Raw genomic sequence first — 14,988 nt, 5'->3', positions numbered from 1 at the left:
AGGCGCGCCCACCCCGGCAGGCTGACGCCCGGGCGGCGGTTCGGCGGCTAGCCTTCCCGGCATGACCGAGGAACCCCCGCCCTGGCAGCCGCCGTGGGTCCGCGCTTCGAAGGCGGGCTGGCCGGTCGCGTCCTCGGTGCTGGTCGCGGTCGCCCAGACGGTCGGGACGAGCGCGGCGGCCCGGCACCAGGCCGGGCGCCTGCCGCTGGACGCCTTCGGTTACCTGCTGCTCCTGCTCGGGCCGGCGCTGCTGGTCTTCCGGCAGCGCCGGCCGGTCGCCGTCGTGGTCGGCACCACCGCCGTCACCGTCGCCTACCTGTTCGCCGGGTACCCGTACGGGCCGGTCTTCATCAGCCTGGTGGTGGCCGTCTGCGTGGCCGTTCAGCGCGGCCACCGCCGGGCCGCCTGGGCCTGCGCGGGTGCCTTCTACACCGCCCACCTGCTGATCTCCTACGTCCTGCCCGCGGACTGGGTGCGCGGACCGGACTCCCGGCCGACCGGCTGGCAGGAACTCGGCGTCGCCGCCTGGCTGTTGCTGGTGATCGCGGTCGCGGAGATCCTGCGCTTCCGGGCCGAGCGGATCGAGGCCGTCCGGGCCGCCGCCGAGCAGGCCCAGCGCCGCCGGATCGACGAGGAACGGCTGCGGATGGCCCGCGAACTGCACGACATCCTGGCGCACAGCATCTCGCTCATCCACGTCCAGGCGGGGGTCGCCCTGGAACTGCTCGACAGCAGGCCCGAGCAGGCCAGGACGGCGCTGACCACCATCAAGGCCGCCAGCAAGGAGGCGCTCGGCGAGGTCCGGCAGGTGCTCGGCACCCTGCGCGGCCCGGACGCCGCGGCCCCGCGCAGCCCCGCCCCCGGCCTCGACCGGCTGGACGAGCTCGCCCAACAGGCCCGCCAGGCCGGGCTCGCGGTCGCCGTACGCAGCCGCGGCACCGCCCGGCCGCTACCCCAGGGGCTGGACCTGACCGCCTTCCGGATCGTCCAGGAGGCACTCACCAACGTCATCCGGCACTCGGCGGCACGCAGCGCCGACGTGCTGCTGGAGTGGTCGCCCGAGGGGCTCGCCGTCCAGGTCGAGGACCCCGGCCCGGCGGGGGCGGGGGAGCCCGGAGGGTCGGGCAGCGGGCTGATCGGCATGCGGGAGAGGGTGTCTGCGGCCGGCGGCACCCTGGAGGCGGGGCCGCGGGCAGAAGGCGGCTTCCGGGTGCGGGCGTGGCTGCCGACGGCGGCGCCGGGCGGTCCGGCACCGTCGGGCGGTCCGGCGGGAGGCGAGGACGCGTGATCCGGGTACTGCTGGCGGACGACCAGGTGCTGGTGCGGGCCGGATTCCGCGCCCTGCTGGACGCCCAGCCCGACCTCGAGGTGGTCGGCGAGGCCGACGACGGCGGGCAGGCCGTCGCACTCGCCGCCGAACTGCACCCCGACGTGGTGCTGATGGACATCCGGATGCCCCGGCTCGACGGTCTGGAGGCCACCCGCCGGATCGGCTCCGACCCGGCGCTGGCCGCCGTCCGGGTGGTCGTGCTGACCACCTTCGAGCTCGACGAGTACGTCTTCGAGGCGCTCCGCTCCGGTGCCGCCGGGTTCCTCGTGAAGGACACCGAACCGGCCGAACTGCTCCGCGCCGTACGGGTGGCCGCGGCGGGCGACGCCCTGCTGTCCCCGGGCGTGACCCGGCGGCTGATCGGCGAGTTCGCCGCCCGCTCCAAGTCCCCGCAGACGGGCGGATCGGAGGCGCTCGCCGCCCTCACCGACCGCGAACGGGAGGTGCTCGCCCTGGTCGGGCTGGGGCTCTCCAACGACGACATCGCCCGCCGACTGGTCGTCAGCCCGCTCACCGCCAAGACCCATGTGAGCCGGGCCATGGTGAAGCTCGGTGCCCGCGACCGGGCCCAACTGGTCGTCCTCGCCTACGAGTCGGGCCTCGTCAGGCCCGGCTGGCTGGGGTAGGCCGCGGCCCGTGCCGTCGCCGGCTGCAGGGCCGGTGCTGTCCCTGGCTGCAGGGCCCGTGGTGGTGCAGGGTTCAGGACGAACACTCATGCAGGCGGGATGGTGACGGCCCCGGCGGCGGAGAAGACTTCACCGCATGCGAACCCTCCACCGGGCGGCACACCCGCCCGCCACTGCCGCCCTTGCCGTCCTGCTGTCCCTCGCCCCCCTCCTCACCCCGGCACGCGCCCGTGCCGCCGCCCGGCGTGCCTCCCGCTGTGCGCTCTACTGCGCCGGCACGCCCCGGCACCGCCACGGGTACTACGGCGGGAGTACCGCAGGTGCCGCTGGCCGGACGACGCGCAGGGCAGGCCCCGGGCGGGACGCTCGATGCAGTCCCGCCACAGCCCTGCATCGAGGAGATGGACACCGTGGACACCCTGCTCGCACACGCCTACGGCCCCTGGCCCGGCCCGTGGATCCTGCTGATCCCGCTGGCCTGGGCTGCCGTGATCCTCCTGGTGATGCTGATCCTGCGCCGTACGGTCTGGCGCGGCGGCCACGGCCCCGGCGGCCGATGGCACGGCGGCAGCCCGCTCGCCACCCTCGGCGACCGGTACGCCCGCGGGGAGATCGACGCCGACGAGTACCGGGCCAGGCGCGCGGTGCTGACCGAGGCGGACAAGCGCACCGGCGGTGCACGATGACCGTCGTCGAGCTGCACGCCGCCGCCCGGGTCGCCGACGCGGTCAAGCTGTACGGCATCGGCGAGACGCAGGTCCGCGCCCTGGACCACGTCTCGGTGGAGTTCCCGGCCGGGCGGTTCACCGCCATCATGGGCCCGTCCGGCTCCGGCAAGTCCACCCTGATGCACTGTGCCGCGGGCCTGGACACCCTCACCGCCGGCAGCGCCTACATCGGCGGCACCGAGCTCGGCACCCTCAACGACCGCCGGCTGACCGAGCTGCGCCGCGAGCGCATCGGCTTCGTCTTCCAGTCGTTCAACCTGGTGCCCACCCTCACCGTCCGGGAGAACATCACCCTCCCGCTGGACCTGGCCGGCACGGCACCCGACCGGGACTGGGTGGACGCCCTGATCGACGTGGTCGGCCTCGGCGACCGGCTGCAGCACCGGCCGTCCGAGCTGTCCGGCGGCCAGCAGCAGCGCGTCGCCGTGGCCCGGGCGCTGGCCGGCCTGCCGCAGGTGGTCTTCGCGGACGAGCCGACCGGCAACCTGGACTCCCGCTCGGGCGCCGAGGTCCTCGGCCTGCTCCGGCAGGCCGTCGACACCATGGGCCGGGCCGTGGTGATGGTCACCCACGACCCGGGCGCCGCCGGCTGGGCCGACCAGGCGCTGTTCCTCGCTGACGGCCGACTGGTCGACAGCATGGACGCGCCCACCGCCGACCGGGTGCTCGACCGCATGAAGGCGTTCGACACCGCACCCAGCCCCGCGTTCATCGGCCCCGCCGCACCCGGCCCCACCGGGGCCGCCACCCTCCGGAGGAGTGAGCGAGGATGAACACCGCCCTGCGGATCGGTCTCCGCTCGGCCCGCGCCCACCGGCGCCGGCTGGTGGGCACCGTGCTCGCCGTCCTGCTCGGCGTCGCCTTCCTGACCGGCACCATGGTGCTCGGCGACACCCTGCGGGCCAACTTCGACACCCTCTTCACCGACGCCAACGCGGGCACCGGCGCGGTCGTCCGCAGCGCCGACGTGCTGCCGGCCCAGAACGTCCCCGGCGGTGTCCGCGCGCCGGTGGACACGGCCCTCGCCGACCGGCTGCGGACGGTGCCCGGGGTGAGCGCCGCCGAGCCGTCCGTCCAGGGCGCCGGCCAGCTCGTCGGACGGAACGGGGAGCCGGTCGGCGGCAAGGGCCCGCCCACCCTGGCCGGCAACTGGCTCGCCGACGGCACCCTCAACCCCTACCGGCTGGCCGAGGGGCGGGCACCCTCCGCACCCGGCGAGGCGGTCGTCAACCGCGGCGCCGCGAAGGCCGGCGACCTGCACATCGGCGACAGCACCGTGCTGCGCACCCCCGACCCGGTGCGGATCACCGTCGTCGGCATCGCCACCTTCGGCGCGGACGCGGACGGCATGGGCCCGTCCACCTTCACCGGCCTGACCCTCGCCGACGCCGAGAAGTACCTCACCCCCAAGGGCGAGGGCCAGGCCTCGGCGATCCGGCTCCGCTCCGACCCCCTGACGCAGCAACAGCTCGTCGACCGGGTGAAGCCGGTGCTGCCGACCGGTGTCGAGGCACTGACCGGCCAGGCCGCGACCGCCGAGTCCACCGCGGACGTCTCCGGCCGCTTCCTGACCATGTTCACCACCTTGCTGCTGGTCTTCGCCGGGATCGCGCTGCTGGTCGCCACCTTCACCATCCACAACACCTTCGCCATCGTCGTGGCGCAGCGGACCCGGGAGAACGCGCTGCTCCGGGCGCTCGGCGCGAGCCGCCGCCAGGTCCTCGGCGGCACCCTGGCGGAGGCGGCCGTCGTCGCGGTGGTCGCCTCGGCGGCTGGCCTGGCCGGCGGCATCGGGGTGGCGGCCGGGCTGAAGGCGCTGTTCGCGGCCCTCGGCTTCTCGCTGCCCACCGGCGGGATGGTGATCGCCGGGGCTTCCGTCGTCCTGCCGCTCACCGTCGGTGTCGTGGTCACCCTGGGCTCCGCCCTGCTGCCGGCCGTCCGGGCCGGCCGCACCGCCCCGCTGGCGGCGCTCCGCGAGAGCTCGGTGGACGACGCGGCGAGCGGCCGCTCCGGCCGGGTCCGTGCAGCACTGGGCGCGGCCCTGCTGGTGGGCGGGGTGCCTGTGGCGGTGGCCGGTGCCACCAACGGGCCGTCGGTGGCCATGACCACCGCGGGCGCGATGGCCGCGTTGGCCGGCACGGTCGTGCTCGGCCCGGTGGCGGCCGCGGTGGCCGTCCGGGTGCTCGGCGCCCCGCTGCCCCGGCTGCGCGGCGTCAGCGGTGCCCTGGCCCGGCGCAATGCGGCCCGCAACCCCTCGCGGACGGCGGCCACCGCGACCGCGCTGATGGTCGGCGTCGCCGTGGTGACGCTGTTCACCGTCTTCGCCGCCTCGATCCGCGCCACGCTGGACGACACCGTCGACCGCTCCTTCGCGGGCGACCTCGCGGTCACCGCGCCCGCCTTCGGCGCCGGCGGCAGCGGCGTCAGCCCGAAGCTCGCCGAGGCCGTGCGCGGCCTGCCCGAGGTCGAGCAGGCCGTGGGCCTCGGCCGGGGCGTCGCCCGGATCGACGGCCACGGCCGGGAGTTGGACATCACCGACCCGGCCCGGCTGCCCGGCGTGGTCGACCTCGGCCGGGTGGACGGCGACCTCGCCGCCCTGGGCATCGACGGCCTCGCCGTCTCCCGCAGCGAGGCGGCCGAGCGCGGATGGCAGCTGGGCTCGACGGTCTCCGTCGCCTTCATTGACGGCACGCAGCCGTTCACCGTCCGGGCGCTGTACCAGGGCGGCGGCGTGGCCGGCGACTACCTGATGACCCGCCAGGCCTGGGCGCCGCACCGGGTCCAGGACAGCGACACCCTGGTGGCGGTGGCCCTGAAGCCGGGCGTCTCCTTCGCCGAGGGCAAGGCAGCGGTGCAGCACGTCGCGGACGGCTTCGGCAAACCGCAGGTGCAGGACCGCGACGAGTACGCGGCGAGCGCCGCGGGCGGCGTCGACACCATGCTCTCCGTGGTCTACGCCCTGCTGGCGCTGGCCGTCCTGATCGCCCTGCTCGGCATCGCCAACACCCTGACGCTGTCCGTGCACGAGCGCACCCGGGAGCTCGGCCTGCTGCGGGCGGTCGGGCAGACGAGGGGCCAGCTGCGTTCGATGGTCCGCTGGGAGTCGGTGCTGGTCGCGGCGTTCGGCACGGTCGGCGGCCTCGGCCTCGGAGCCTTCCTGGGGTGGGCCCTGGTCCGGGCCTCCGACAGCGCGGGCACCGGCTCCTTCGCCCTCCCGCCCGGGCGGCTCGCCGTGGTGCTGCTGGCCGGCCTGGTGGCCGGCGCGGTCGCCGGGCTGCGCCCGGCCGGCCGGGCGGCCAGGCTGGACGTGCTGCGGGCGATCGCCGCGGACTGACCGGCCCCCTCGGGTCGGACGCAGGACGGGCGCAGGACGGGCGCAGCGGTGAGTGGTGCCGCTGCGCCCGTCCGTAACCACTGTGGCGGTCGATAAGGGTTCGCTGGAGATGCGGTAACAGTCACTTATCGTAGTCACCTGTTACGCTTGGTGGGGGTGACGTCGTCAGGACAAGGGAGGCTCGCGATGGCTCTGCACACCGTGGACGTGGACCGCTCCGACCCGGAGTACCGCGCCTGGCTCAAGGAGGCCGTGCGCAGGGTCCAGGCGGACGCCAACCGCTCCGCCGACACGCACCTGCTGCGCTTCCCGCTCCCCGACGAGTGGGGCATAGACCTCTACCTCAAGGACGAGTCCACCCACCCCACCGGCAGCCTCAAGCACCGGCTGGCCCGCTCGCTTTTCCTGTACGGCCTCTGCAACGGCTGGATCAGACCCGGCAAGCCGGTCATCGAGGCGTCCAGCGGGTCGACCGCCGTCTCGGAGGCGTACTTCGCCAAGCTGATCGGCGTCCCGTTCATCGCGGTGATGTCCCGGACGACCAGCCGGGCCAAGATCGAGCTGATCGAGTTCCACGGCGGCCGATGTCACCTCGTCGACGACCCCTGCGAGGTCTACGACGTGTCCGCCCGGCTCGCCGAGGAGACCGGCGGCCACTACATGGACCAGTTCACCTACGCCGAGCGCGCCACCGACTGGCGCGGCAACAACAACATCGCCGAGTCCGTCTTCGCCCAGCTGCGCCTTGAGCCGCACCCCGAGCCGGCCTGGATCGTCGCCACCGCGGGCACCGGCGGCACCTCCGCGACCATCGCCCGGTACGTGCACTACATGCAGTACGACACCCGGATCTGCGTGGCCGACCCGGAGAACTCCTGCTTCTTCGACGGCTGGGTCAACCACGACCCGGACGCGACCTGCACCAGCGGTTCGCGGATCGAGGGCATCGGCCGCCCCCGGATGGAGCCGAGCTTCGTGCCGGGCGCCGTCGACCGCATGATGAAGGTCCCCGACGCCGCCTCGATCGCGGCCGTCCGCGTGCTGGAGCGGGTCCTCGGCAAGAAGGCCGGCGCCTCCACCGGCACCGGCCTCTGGAGCGCCCTGCGGATCGTCGCCGAGATGCGCGCCGCCGGCCGGACGGGCAGCGTGGTCGCGCTCATCTGCGACCCGGGCGACCGCTACCTCGACAAGTACTACTCCGACGCCTGGCTCGCCGAGCAGGGCATCGACATCACCGCCTACGTCGCCGAACTCGACGGATTCCTCGACGGATCGTCGATCGGCCTGGGCTGACCGAACGGCGGGGCGGCGCACCCGCGCCGCCCACCGGAGCCGGAGCCACGAGCGGCCGAAAAAATCCCGGCCGGCGATGTCGAGAACCCGTGGCCGGCTCCGTCCCTGCGGTGAACGCGACCACAATGGGTCGCACCAGCACCGAGGAGGAGCACCATGGCCAAGTACCTGCTGCTCAAGCACTACCGCGGCGCCCCGGCTGCGGTGAACGACGTGCCGATGGACCAGTGGACGCCGGAGGAGATCTCGGCGCACATGCAGTACATGAGCGACTTCGCGGCCCGGCTGGAGCAGACCGGCGAGTTCGTCGACGGTCAGGCGCTCGCCCCCGAGGGGACGTTCGTCCGGTACGACGGCGAGGGCCGCCCGCCGGTCACCGACGGCCCGTTCGCCGAGACCAAGGACCTCATCGCCGGCTGGATGGTGATCGACGTCGACAGCTACGAGCGCGCCGTCGAGCTCGCCGGAGAACTGTCGGCCGCCCCCGGAGCGGGCGGGAAGCCGATCCACGAGTGGCTCGAGCTGCGCCCGTTCCTGTCGGCGCCGCCCACCATCACGGAGTGACCCCACCCATGGACGAGGCCCTGCTCCGGAGCCTCACGCCGAGCGTGCTCGGCATCCTCGTCCGCCGCGGAGCCGACTTCGCGGCGGCCGAGGACGCCGTGCAGGACGCGCTGCTCGAGGCGGTCCGCGTCTGGCCGGACGACCCGCCCCGGGACCCGAAGGGCTGGCTGGTCACCGTGGCCTGGCGCAAGTTCCTCGACGCGACCCGGGCGGACACCGCCCGCCGCCGGCGCGAGGATCTCGTCGACGAGGAGCCGGCGCCCGGGCCCGCGTCCGGGGTGGACGACACGCTCCGGCTCTACTTCCTGTGCGCCCACCCGTCGCTGACGCCGGCGTCCGCCGTCGCCCTCACGCTGCGCGCCGTCGGCGGGCTGACCACCCGCCAGATCGCCCGGGCGTACCTGGTGCCCGAGGCGACCATGGCGCAGCGGATCAGCCGGGCCAAGCGCACCGTCTCCGGCGTGCGGTTCGACCGGCCCGGCGATGTCGCCACCGTGCTGCGCGTCCTCTATCTGGTCTTCAACGAGGGCTACTCCGGCGACGTCGACCTCGCTGCCGAGGCCATCAGGCTCACCCGGCAGCTCGCGGCCCGGGTCGACCACCCCGAGGTGGCGGGGCTGCTCGCCCTCATGCTGCTCCACCACGCCCGGCGTGCTGGCCGGACGGCGCCCGACGGCAGCCTGGTGCCGCTCGCCGAGCAGGACCGCGGCCGGTGGGACACCGCGTCGATCGCCGAGGGCGTCGAGATCCTGCAGGCGGCCCTCGCCCGCGACCGGCTGGGCGAGTTCCAGGCCCAGGCCGCCATCGCGGCACTGCACGCCGACGCGCCCACCGCCGGGGAGACCGACTGGGTGCAGATCGTCGAGTGGTACGACGAGCTCGTCCGCCTGACCGACAGCCCGGTCGTCCGGCTCAACCGTGCGGTCGCCGTCGGCGAGGCCGACGGGCCGCGCGCCGGGCTGGCGGCGCTCGCGGCGCTGGACGAGTCGCTGCCCCGCCACACCGCGGTGGCGGCGCACCTCCACGAGCGCGACGGCGACATCGCCACGGCCGCCCGGCTGTACGCCGAGGCGGCCCACCGGGCGCCCAATCTCGCCGAGCGCGACCACCTGGTGCGCCAGGCCGCCAGGCTCAACGCCCGCCGGCGCCGCTGACGGGCCGTTCCCGGGCGGCGACGTGCGCGGATCACCGCGTGCCGGGGCGTTCTGCGCGCCCCTTCCTGAGGAGTCCTCAGCTCTCCCTGACTTTTTCGGTGCACGGGGATTGACCGTGCCGAAACTCGGGGCCTAGGTTTCCTGAAACTTGCGAACCTGGTATCGAAAGTTTTCGTAGAACTGGCTTTCGTAACCCCACCCCACGCGAAGGGACTCCCCGTGATCAAGGCGACTCGTGCCGCGCTCGCCGGCGCCGCTGCCGCAGCCCTGGCCGTCTCCCTGCTGGCCCTGCCCACCGCCTCGGCCGCCACCGGAGGCGAGGACGGCACCTCGACCGGCCGGGCGGAGGACGGCGCACCCCGCACCCTCGGCGAGCTCGGCCGCCGGGCCGGCATCCGGATCGGCACCGCCGTCGACATGTCGGCCCTGGCCGCCGACGCGCCGTACCGGGCCGAGGCCGCAGGCGAGTTCTCCTCGGTGACCCCGGAGAACGTCATGAAGTGGGAGGCGGTCGAGGCCACCCGGGGCAGCTACACCTGGGGCCCCGCCGACGAGTTGATCGACTTCGCCCGCGACAACCGCCAGCTCGTCCGCGGCCACACCCTGGTCTGGCACAGCCAGCTGCCCGCCTGGCTCACCACCGGCACCTTCACCCCCGACGAGCTCCGCGAGATCCTGCACCGCCACATCACCGACGAGGTCACCCACTTCAAGGGCAGGATCTGGCAGTGGGACGTCGTCAACGAGGCCTTCAACGACGACGGCACCCTGCGCGACAGCATCTGGCTGCGCAACCTCGGCCCCGGCTACATCGCGGACGCCTTCCGCTGGGCCCACGAGGCCGACCCCAAGGCCGAGCTGTACATCAACGACTACAACATCGAGGGCGTCAACGCGAAGAGCACGGCCCTCCTGGCCCTGGTCACCGAGCTGAAGAAGCAGCGTGTGCCGATCGACGGCGTGGGCGTCCAGGGCCACCTCGCCGTCCAGTACCCGGCCCCGCACGACATCGCCGACAACCTGCGGCGCTTCGACGACCTTGGCCTCGACACCGCGATCACCGAGGCCGACGTCCGCATGGTGCTCCCCGCCGACGCCACCAAGACCGAGGCGCAGGCCGAGGGATACAGCGTGCTGCTGCAGGGCTGCCTGCTCACCGAGCACTGCACCGACTTCACGGTGTGGGGCTTCACCGACAAGTACTCCTGGGTCCCCGGCACCTTCTCCGGCCAGGGCTCGGCGAACATCCTCACCGAGGACTACCGGCCCAAGCCCGCGTACACGGCGCTCAGCCAGGACCTCCGGCTCGCCGGCCGCGGCTGACCGGCCGGCTTGGAGGGCCGTACGCCGGCCGCCCGGCCTAGACCGACCGGAACAGCCCAGACCGACCGGCACACGGGGGGCGGCGTCGCGGCGCCCATGTGCCGGTCGGTCTCAGGCCAGGACGACCTCGCCGATCAGCTCCCGGGCGGCGGCCGCCGCCTCGGCCGGCAGGCCGGCGTCGGTGACCCAGGTGTCGACCTCGGCCAGTTCCGCGAAGGTGGACAGCCCGACCGTGCCCCACTTGGTGTGGTCGGCCACCAGCACCGTACGGCGGGCGGAGGCCACCAGGGCCCGATTGGTCTCCGCCTCCGCCAGGTTGGGCGTGGTCAGCCCGGCCTCCGGCGAGATGCCGTGGGTGCCGAGGAAGAGCAGGTCGAAGCGGAGCTCGCGGATCGTCCGGTCCGCCACCGGCCCGACCAGCGCATCGGACGGCGTCCGGACGCCCCCGGTGAGCACCACGGTCGCGGCCGGGCCGCCGCCGCGCTGCGCCTGCTCGAAGACGTCCGAGACCCGCACCGAGTTGGTGACCACGGTGAGCCGCTCGATCCCGGTCAGCTGCCGGGCGAGGGCGTAGGTGGTGGTGCCGCCGGAGAGGGCGATCGCCGACCCGGGGGAGACCAGCCGGGCGGCGGCGCGGGCGATCTGCTCCTTGGCGGACAGCTCCAGCGCCGACTTCGCCTCGAAGCCGGGCTCGTGGGTGCGGGCCTGCCCGGCCGGCACCGCCCCGCCGTGCACCTTCTCGACCGCGCCGGAGCGGGCCAGCGCGTCGAGGTCCCGACGGATCGTCATGTCGGACACGTTCAGCTGCTTGGTGAGCTCGTTGACCCGGACGCCGCCGCGCCGCCGGACCTCGTCGAGGATCAGCGCACGGCGCTGTTCGGCGAGCAGCTGGGCGTTGTCGGTCACGGGTTCTCCTCGGGTCGTCTCCCGGCCCATCCTTGCACGTGACCGGCGTGCGACGGCCGGGAGCGGTCGAAGCCGTCCGGCGCCCGCGCGGTACGAGGACCGGCTCAGACGGGCAGGTCCTCGGGGACGAGCAGCTGCAGCTCCTCGGTGGACGGGTCGGCGAGCTGGGCGACCCGCATCGCGTGCCGTTCCACCATCGTCTCGAACACCTGCCTGGCGGTCCGGCCGTTGCCGAACGCCGGGCCGCGCTCCAGCGAGGCGAAGTGCTCCCGCAGGGCCTTCTCGGTGGGCTCGGCCAGCTCGTACTCGTGCTCGGCGCACTGCGCGCGGGCGATCTCCAGCAGTTCGTCGGCGCTGTAGTCGGGGAAGGTGACGGTGCGGGAGAAGCGTGAGGACAGGCCGGGGTTGGCGGCCAGGAAGCGTTCCATCTCGGCGGTGTACCCGGCGACGATCACCACGACCTCGTCCCGGTGGTCCTCCATGAGCTTGACCAGGGTGTCGATGGCCTCCCGGCCGAAGTCCCGGCCGCCGTCCTCCGGCGCCAGCGCGTACGCCTCGTCGATGAAGAGCACGCCGCCGCGGGCCCGGTCGAAGGCGGCCGCGGTGCGGATCGCGGTGGAGCCGATGTGCTCGCCGACCAGGTCGACCCGGGCCACCTCCACCAGGTGGCCGCGCTGCAGCACGCCGAGCGCGGCCAGGATCTCGCCGTACAGCCGGGCGACGGTGGTCTTGCCGGTGCCGGGGGCGCCGGCGAAGGCCAGGTGGCGGCGGAGCGAGGGCGCCTTGAGCCCGGCCTGGCGGCGGCGCCGGCCGACGGTGATCAGGTCGATCAGGGTGCGCACCTCCTGCTTGACGGTGGCCAGGCCGATCAGGGCGTCCAGGTCGGCGAGCGCCTCGTCGGCGGGGCGGCAGTCCGGGATCGGGGCGATCGCGGCGGGTGTGAGGGCGGGCCCGGCGCTGGTCAGCCGGGCGGTGGCCGGTACGAGCGCCGGGCCGGGCAGTCCGGCGGCAGTGCCGAGCCCCAGCCCGGGCACACCGGGTGGCACCAGCGGCGGCGGAGGCGCGAGCGTCCCGGAGAAGGAGGGGGAGGGGGCGGCGGGCAGTGCGGCGCGCGGCAGCGGGAATGCGGGCGGCGGCGGGGGCACGTCGTCCGAGACGCAGCCCTCGGTGACCGGACCCGCCTCGGAGAACTCGAAACCGGCCCGCCCGTTCTGCTCCGCCCGGCAGCGGGTGAGCACGGTGCGGCAGCCGTCGATGACGTGGAAGCCGAAGCCGCGGCCGTGCGAGACCCGGAAGTCCTCGAAGGTGCCGCGGCCCTGGGCGGAGACGTACACGCCCGCGTCGCCCGCGCCGCGTACGGTGCACTCGCGCAGCACCGGGTCGGCGCCCTTGGCGACGATCACGCCGGTGGCGACGTCGGCGATCTCGCAGCCGGTCAGCAGTCCGCCGCTGCCGTGGTCGCGGAACCACAGCCCGGTGCCCGCCTCCTGGATACGGCAGTCGGTCAGGTCGGCGGTGGCGCCGCCGCTCACCGAGACCGCGGAGGAGCGGATGCGGCTGAACGAGCAGTCGGCGGCGCTCGCCCGGGAGTCGCGGTCGAGGACGAACAGGGCGTCCGGCAGGTCGTGCAGCGAGCAGTCGGCGAGGGAGACCCGGGCGCCGTCGCTCACCCAGAGCGCCGGGTAGTCGCCGCCCGCGGAGTGGATCTCGCTGCCCTCGGCCTCCACCTCGGTGTCTGCGTCCCAGACCGAGAGGGCGCCGCGGCCGAAGCCGTGCAGGGTGCACCGTTCGAGCCGCAGCCGGGCGCGGCCGCGCAGGTCGGCGGCGTTCTCCGGCAGATCGTGGATGCGGCAGCCGGTGAGCAGCAGTTCGGCCTCGCTGTCCAGGGTGAGGCCGTTGCCGGTGACGCGGTGCACGGTGCAGTCGGTGAGCCGGCCGACGGCGCCGTCCTCGGCCTGGACGCCGCTGCCGCGGATCTCGTAGATCTCGCAGCCGGTGAGTTCGGCGCCGCTGCCGGTGCCGGTGAGCAGCAGTCCGGCGCCGCCGGCGTGGTGGATGCGGCAGCGGTCGAGCACGGCGGCGGCGCCGCCGAGCACGGCGATCCCGGCCTGGCCGGCGGCGGACACCTCCAACTCCTGCAGTCCGGCCCGGGCGCCGGCGCGCAGCCGTACGCCGAGGCCGGCCGGGTTGGCGACGGTGCAGCCGCGCAGGACGGCGGAGGCGCCCTCGGCGAGTTCGACGCCGGCCGAGGCCTGGGTGTCGATCCGGCAGGTGTTCAGCCTGGCGCCGTCCGCGGTGACGAGGACGGCGGGCAGCGAGCGGTCGGAGCCCTCGACGGTGAGGTCCTGCACGGTGGCGGCGGCGGTGACGGTGAGCGGCACGCCGGCCGGCGGGTTGATCCGGACGCTGCCGGGGCCTCCGGCTGCCAGGACGGTGACCGCCTTGTCGAGCAGCACCGCCTCGCGGAAGGTGCCGGGCCGCACGGTCACGGTGTCGCCGGGTTCGGCGGCCTCCAGGGCTTCCCGGAGCGTGTCGTACTCGCCGGCGCGGCGGCGCCAGCGGGACCCGCTGTCCTGCGTGACCCGGACCCTGAGCTCTGTCATGCGGTCTGTCGTCCCCACCTTCGTCATCGGCCCTGCGGATGGTCGGCCGCCTGCGCGGGTGCCCGCTGCGGCAGGGGCGCCGTCCGCGCACTACAACGAGTGGGCGTCGGCGCGGTGCCGGTCAGCGCCGGGTGTCGGGCCGCGGGCGCGGGCCCTCCTCCAGCACGGTGACCTCGTCGCCGACCCGGACGGTGCCGAGGACGTCGCCGACGGCCCCCTCCGGGCGCTCCGGAATGAGGTTCTGACCGAAGACCAGCTTCTTGCCGAACCGCCGGCGGCGGCCGAGCGTCAGCAGCGGCTCGGGCCCGCGGCGCTCGCCGGTCTCCTGGTCGGTGGTGGTGACCACGCAGCGCCCGCACGGCTTGACGACCCGGAAGACCACCTCGCCGACCCTGATCCGGCGCCAGCCGTCCTCGGCCCACGGCTCGGTGCCGGAGACGACCAGGTTGGGGCGGAAGCGCTCCATCGGCAGCGGCTCGGCCCGCCGGTCGCCGTCGGGGTGGTCCGCGGCGAGGTGCCCGTTGAGCGCGTCCAGCGAGGCGGTGGTGGCGAGCAGCAGCGGGTAGCCGTCGGCCATGCTGGTGGTCTCGCCGGGCCGGCCGTACTCGGGGTCGATCTGCCGGCCGGTGGCCGGGGCCTCGAGGTGCAGCAGGCGGACGTCGCCGAGCCGCTCGGCGAACCAGGTCTGCACCTCCTTGGCCGCCTCGACCGCGGGGAACAGGGTACCGAAGACGTCGCCCTGCGCGGCCTGGTCGCCGGCGGCGGTGCCGGGCACGGGGATGTCGATCGTCGCTCCGGACGGGTCGGTGACGGTCAGCGAGCCGTCGGGGTGCGGCTGGGTCCGGTACTGGCCGAGGGACGGCTCGTCCCGCTGGGTCACGGCGCGGCCGGTCGGGCCGGCTAGCATCCAGCGGCGGTCCCCGGCGAGGCCCCACGGTTCCACCCGGGCACTGTCGGGGCTCAGCCGGTAGGTCGACTTGACGGGGTAGACGTGGAGCGCTGTCAGCTGCGGCATGCCCCCATCCTGCCAGCCGCCGACAGTGCTCCGGTGCCGCGGCCGGGAATGCACGGGGGCCGCCCGGTCCGCCTGGTGCGGCGGTCCGGACGGCCCCCGGAGGAAGACCTCG

12 protein-coding genes are annotated in these 14,988 nt (G+C 74.7%); 9 read left to right on the top strand and 3 right to left on the bottom strand.

What is annotated here, in order from left to right; genetic code table 11:
* Positions 1-61: 61 nt before the first annotated feature.
* The 9 genes from ACQ614_RS07565 (at position 62) to ACQ614_RS07525 (ending at position 10,352) form a co-directional block, all read left to right on the top strand.
* Positions 62-1,288, top strand: coding sequence for a sensor histidine kinase (locus ACQ614_RS07565; RefSeq protein WP_431677622.1), 1,227 nt, complete (start codon positions 62-64; stop codon positions 1,286-1,288).
* Positions 1,285-1,956 (top strand): response regulator, encoded by a 672-nt coding sequence (locus ACQ614_RS07560; RefSeq protein ID WP_431677621.1) that lies wholly within the window; start codon positions 1,285-1,287, stop codon positions 1,954-1,956. Before ACQ614_RS07565 ends, ACQ614_RS07560 begins: the two co-directional genes overlap by 4 nt.
* A 401-nt stretch (positions 1,957-2,357) precedes the next feature.
* The gene (locus tag ACQ614_RS07555) at positions 2,358-2,642 is read left to right on the top strand and encodes an SHOCT domain-containing protein (protein ID WP_431677620.1); all 285 of its coding nucleotides are present in this window, start codon (positions 2,358-2,360) and stop codon (positions 2,640-2,642) included.
* Positions 2,639-3,457: an ABC transporter ATP-binding protein gene (locus tag ACQ614_RS07550; RefSeq protein WP_431677619.1), complete on the top strand. Its 819-nt coding sequence runs from the start codon at positions 2,639-2,641 to the stop codon at positions 3,455-3,457. Before ACQ614_RS07555 ends, ACQ614_RS07550 begins: the two co-directional genes overlap by 4 nt.
* Positions 3,454-6,018, top strand: coding sequence for an ABC transporter permease (locus tag ACQ614_RS07545; RefSeq protein ID WP_431677618.1), 2,565 nt, complete (start codon positions 3,454-3,456; stop codon positions 6,016-6,018). Before ACQ614_RS07550 ends, ACQ614_RS07545 begins: the two co-directional genes overlap by 4 nt.
* A 186-nt stretch (positions 6,019-6,204) precedes the next feature.
* Positions 6,205-7,311, top strand: coding sequence for a PLP-dependent cysteine synthase family protein (locus ACQ614_RS07540; RefSeq protein WP_431677617.1), 1,107 nt, complete (start codon positions 6,205-6,207; stop codon positions 7,309-7,311).
* A 156-nt stretch (positions 7,312-7,467) separates the two neighbouring features.
* Positions 7,468-7,875 (top strand): YciI family protein, encoded by a 408-nt coding sequence (locus ACQ614_RS07535; RefSeq protein WP_431677616.1) that lies wholly within the window; start codon positions 7,468-7,470, stop codon positions 7,873-7,875.
* Positions 7,876-7,883: 8 nt separating this feature from the next.
* Positions 7,884-9,029, top strand: coding sequence for an RNA polymerase sigma factor (locus ACQ614_RS07530; protein ID WP_431683850.1), 1,146 nt, complete (start codon positions 7,884-7,886; stop codon positions 9,027-9,029).
* A 219-nt stretch (positions 9,030-9,248) separates the two neighbouring features.
* Positions 9,249-10,352: an endo-1,4-beta-xylanase gene (locus ACQ614_RS07525; protein ID WP_431677615.1), complete on the top strand. Its 1,104-nt coding sequence runs from the start codon at positions 9,249-9,251 to the stop codon at positions 10,350-10,352.
* Positions 10,353-10,463: 111 nt separating this feature from the next.
* On the opposite strand, the gene ACQ614_RS07520 is transcribed toward ACQ614_RS07525, so the two are convergent.
* The 3 genes from ACQ614_RS07520 to ACQ614_RS07510 all read right to left on the bottom strand — a co-directional run bounded on the left by ACQ614_RS07520 (position 10,464) and on the right by ACQ614_RS07510 (position 14,876).
* On the bottom strand, positions 10,464-11,288 hold the full coding sequence (locus ACQ614_RS07520) for a DeoR/GlpR family DNA-binding transcription regulator (protein WP_431677614.1): 825 nt from the start codon (positions 11,286-11,288) through the stop codon (positions 10,464-10,466).
* 74 nt (positions 11,289-11,362) lie between these two features.
* On the bottom strand, positions 11,363-13,861 hold the full coding sequence (locus ACQ614_RS07515; RefSeq protein WP_431677613.1) for a right-handed parallel beta-helix repeat-containing protein: 2,499 nt from the start codon (positions 13,859-13,861) through the stop codon (positions 11,363-11,365).
* A gap of 121 nt (positions 13,862-13,982) precedes the next feature.
* The gene (locus tag ACQ614_RS07510) at positions 13,983-14,876 is read right to left on the bottom strand and encodes an MOSC domain-containing protein (RefSeq protein ID WP_431677612.1); all 894 of its coding nucleotides are present in this window, start codon (positions 14,874-14,876) and stop codon (positions 13,983-13,985) included.
* Between the last annotated feature and the right edge of the window lie 112 nt (positions 14,877-14,988).

Source organism: Kitasatospora dryopteridis (assembly GCF_050749075.1).
In the GTDB taxonomy this organism is placed as follows: Bacteria; Actinomycetota; Actinomycetes; order Streptomycetales; family Streptomycetaceae; genus Kitasatospora.
Note: the sequence above shows the minus strand (reverse complement) of the source record. Positions and strands in the feature narration are given on the sequence as shown.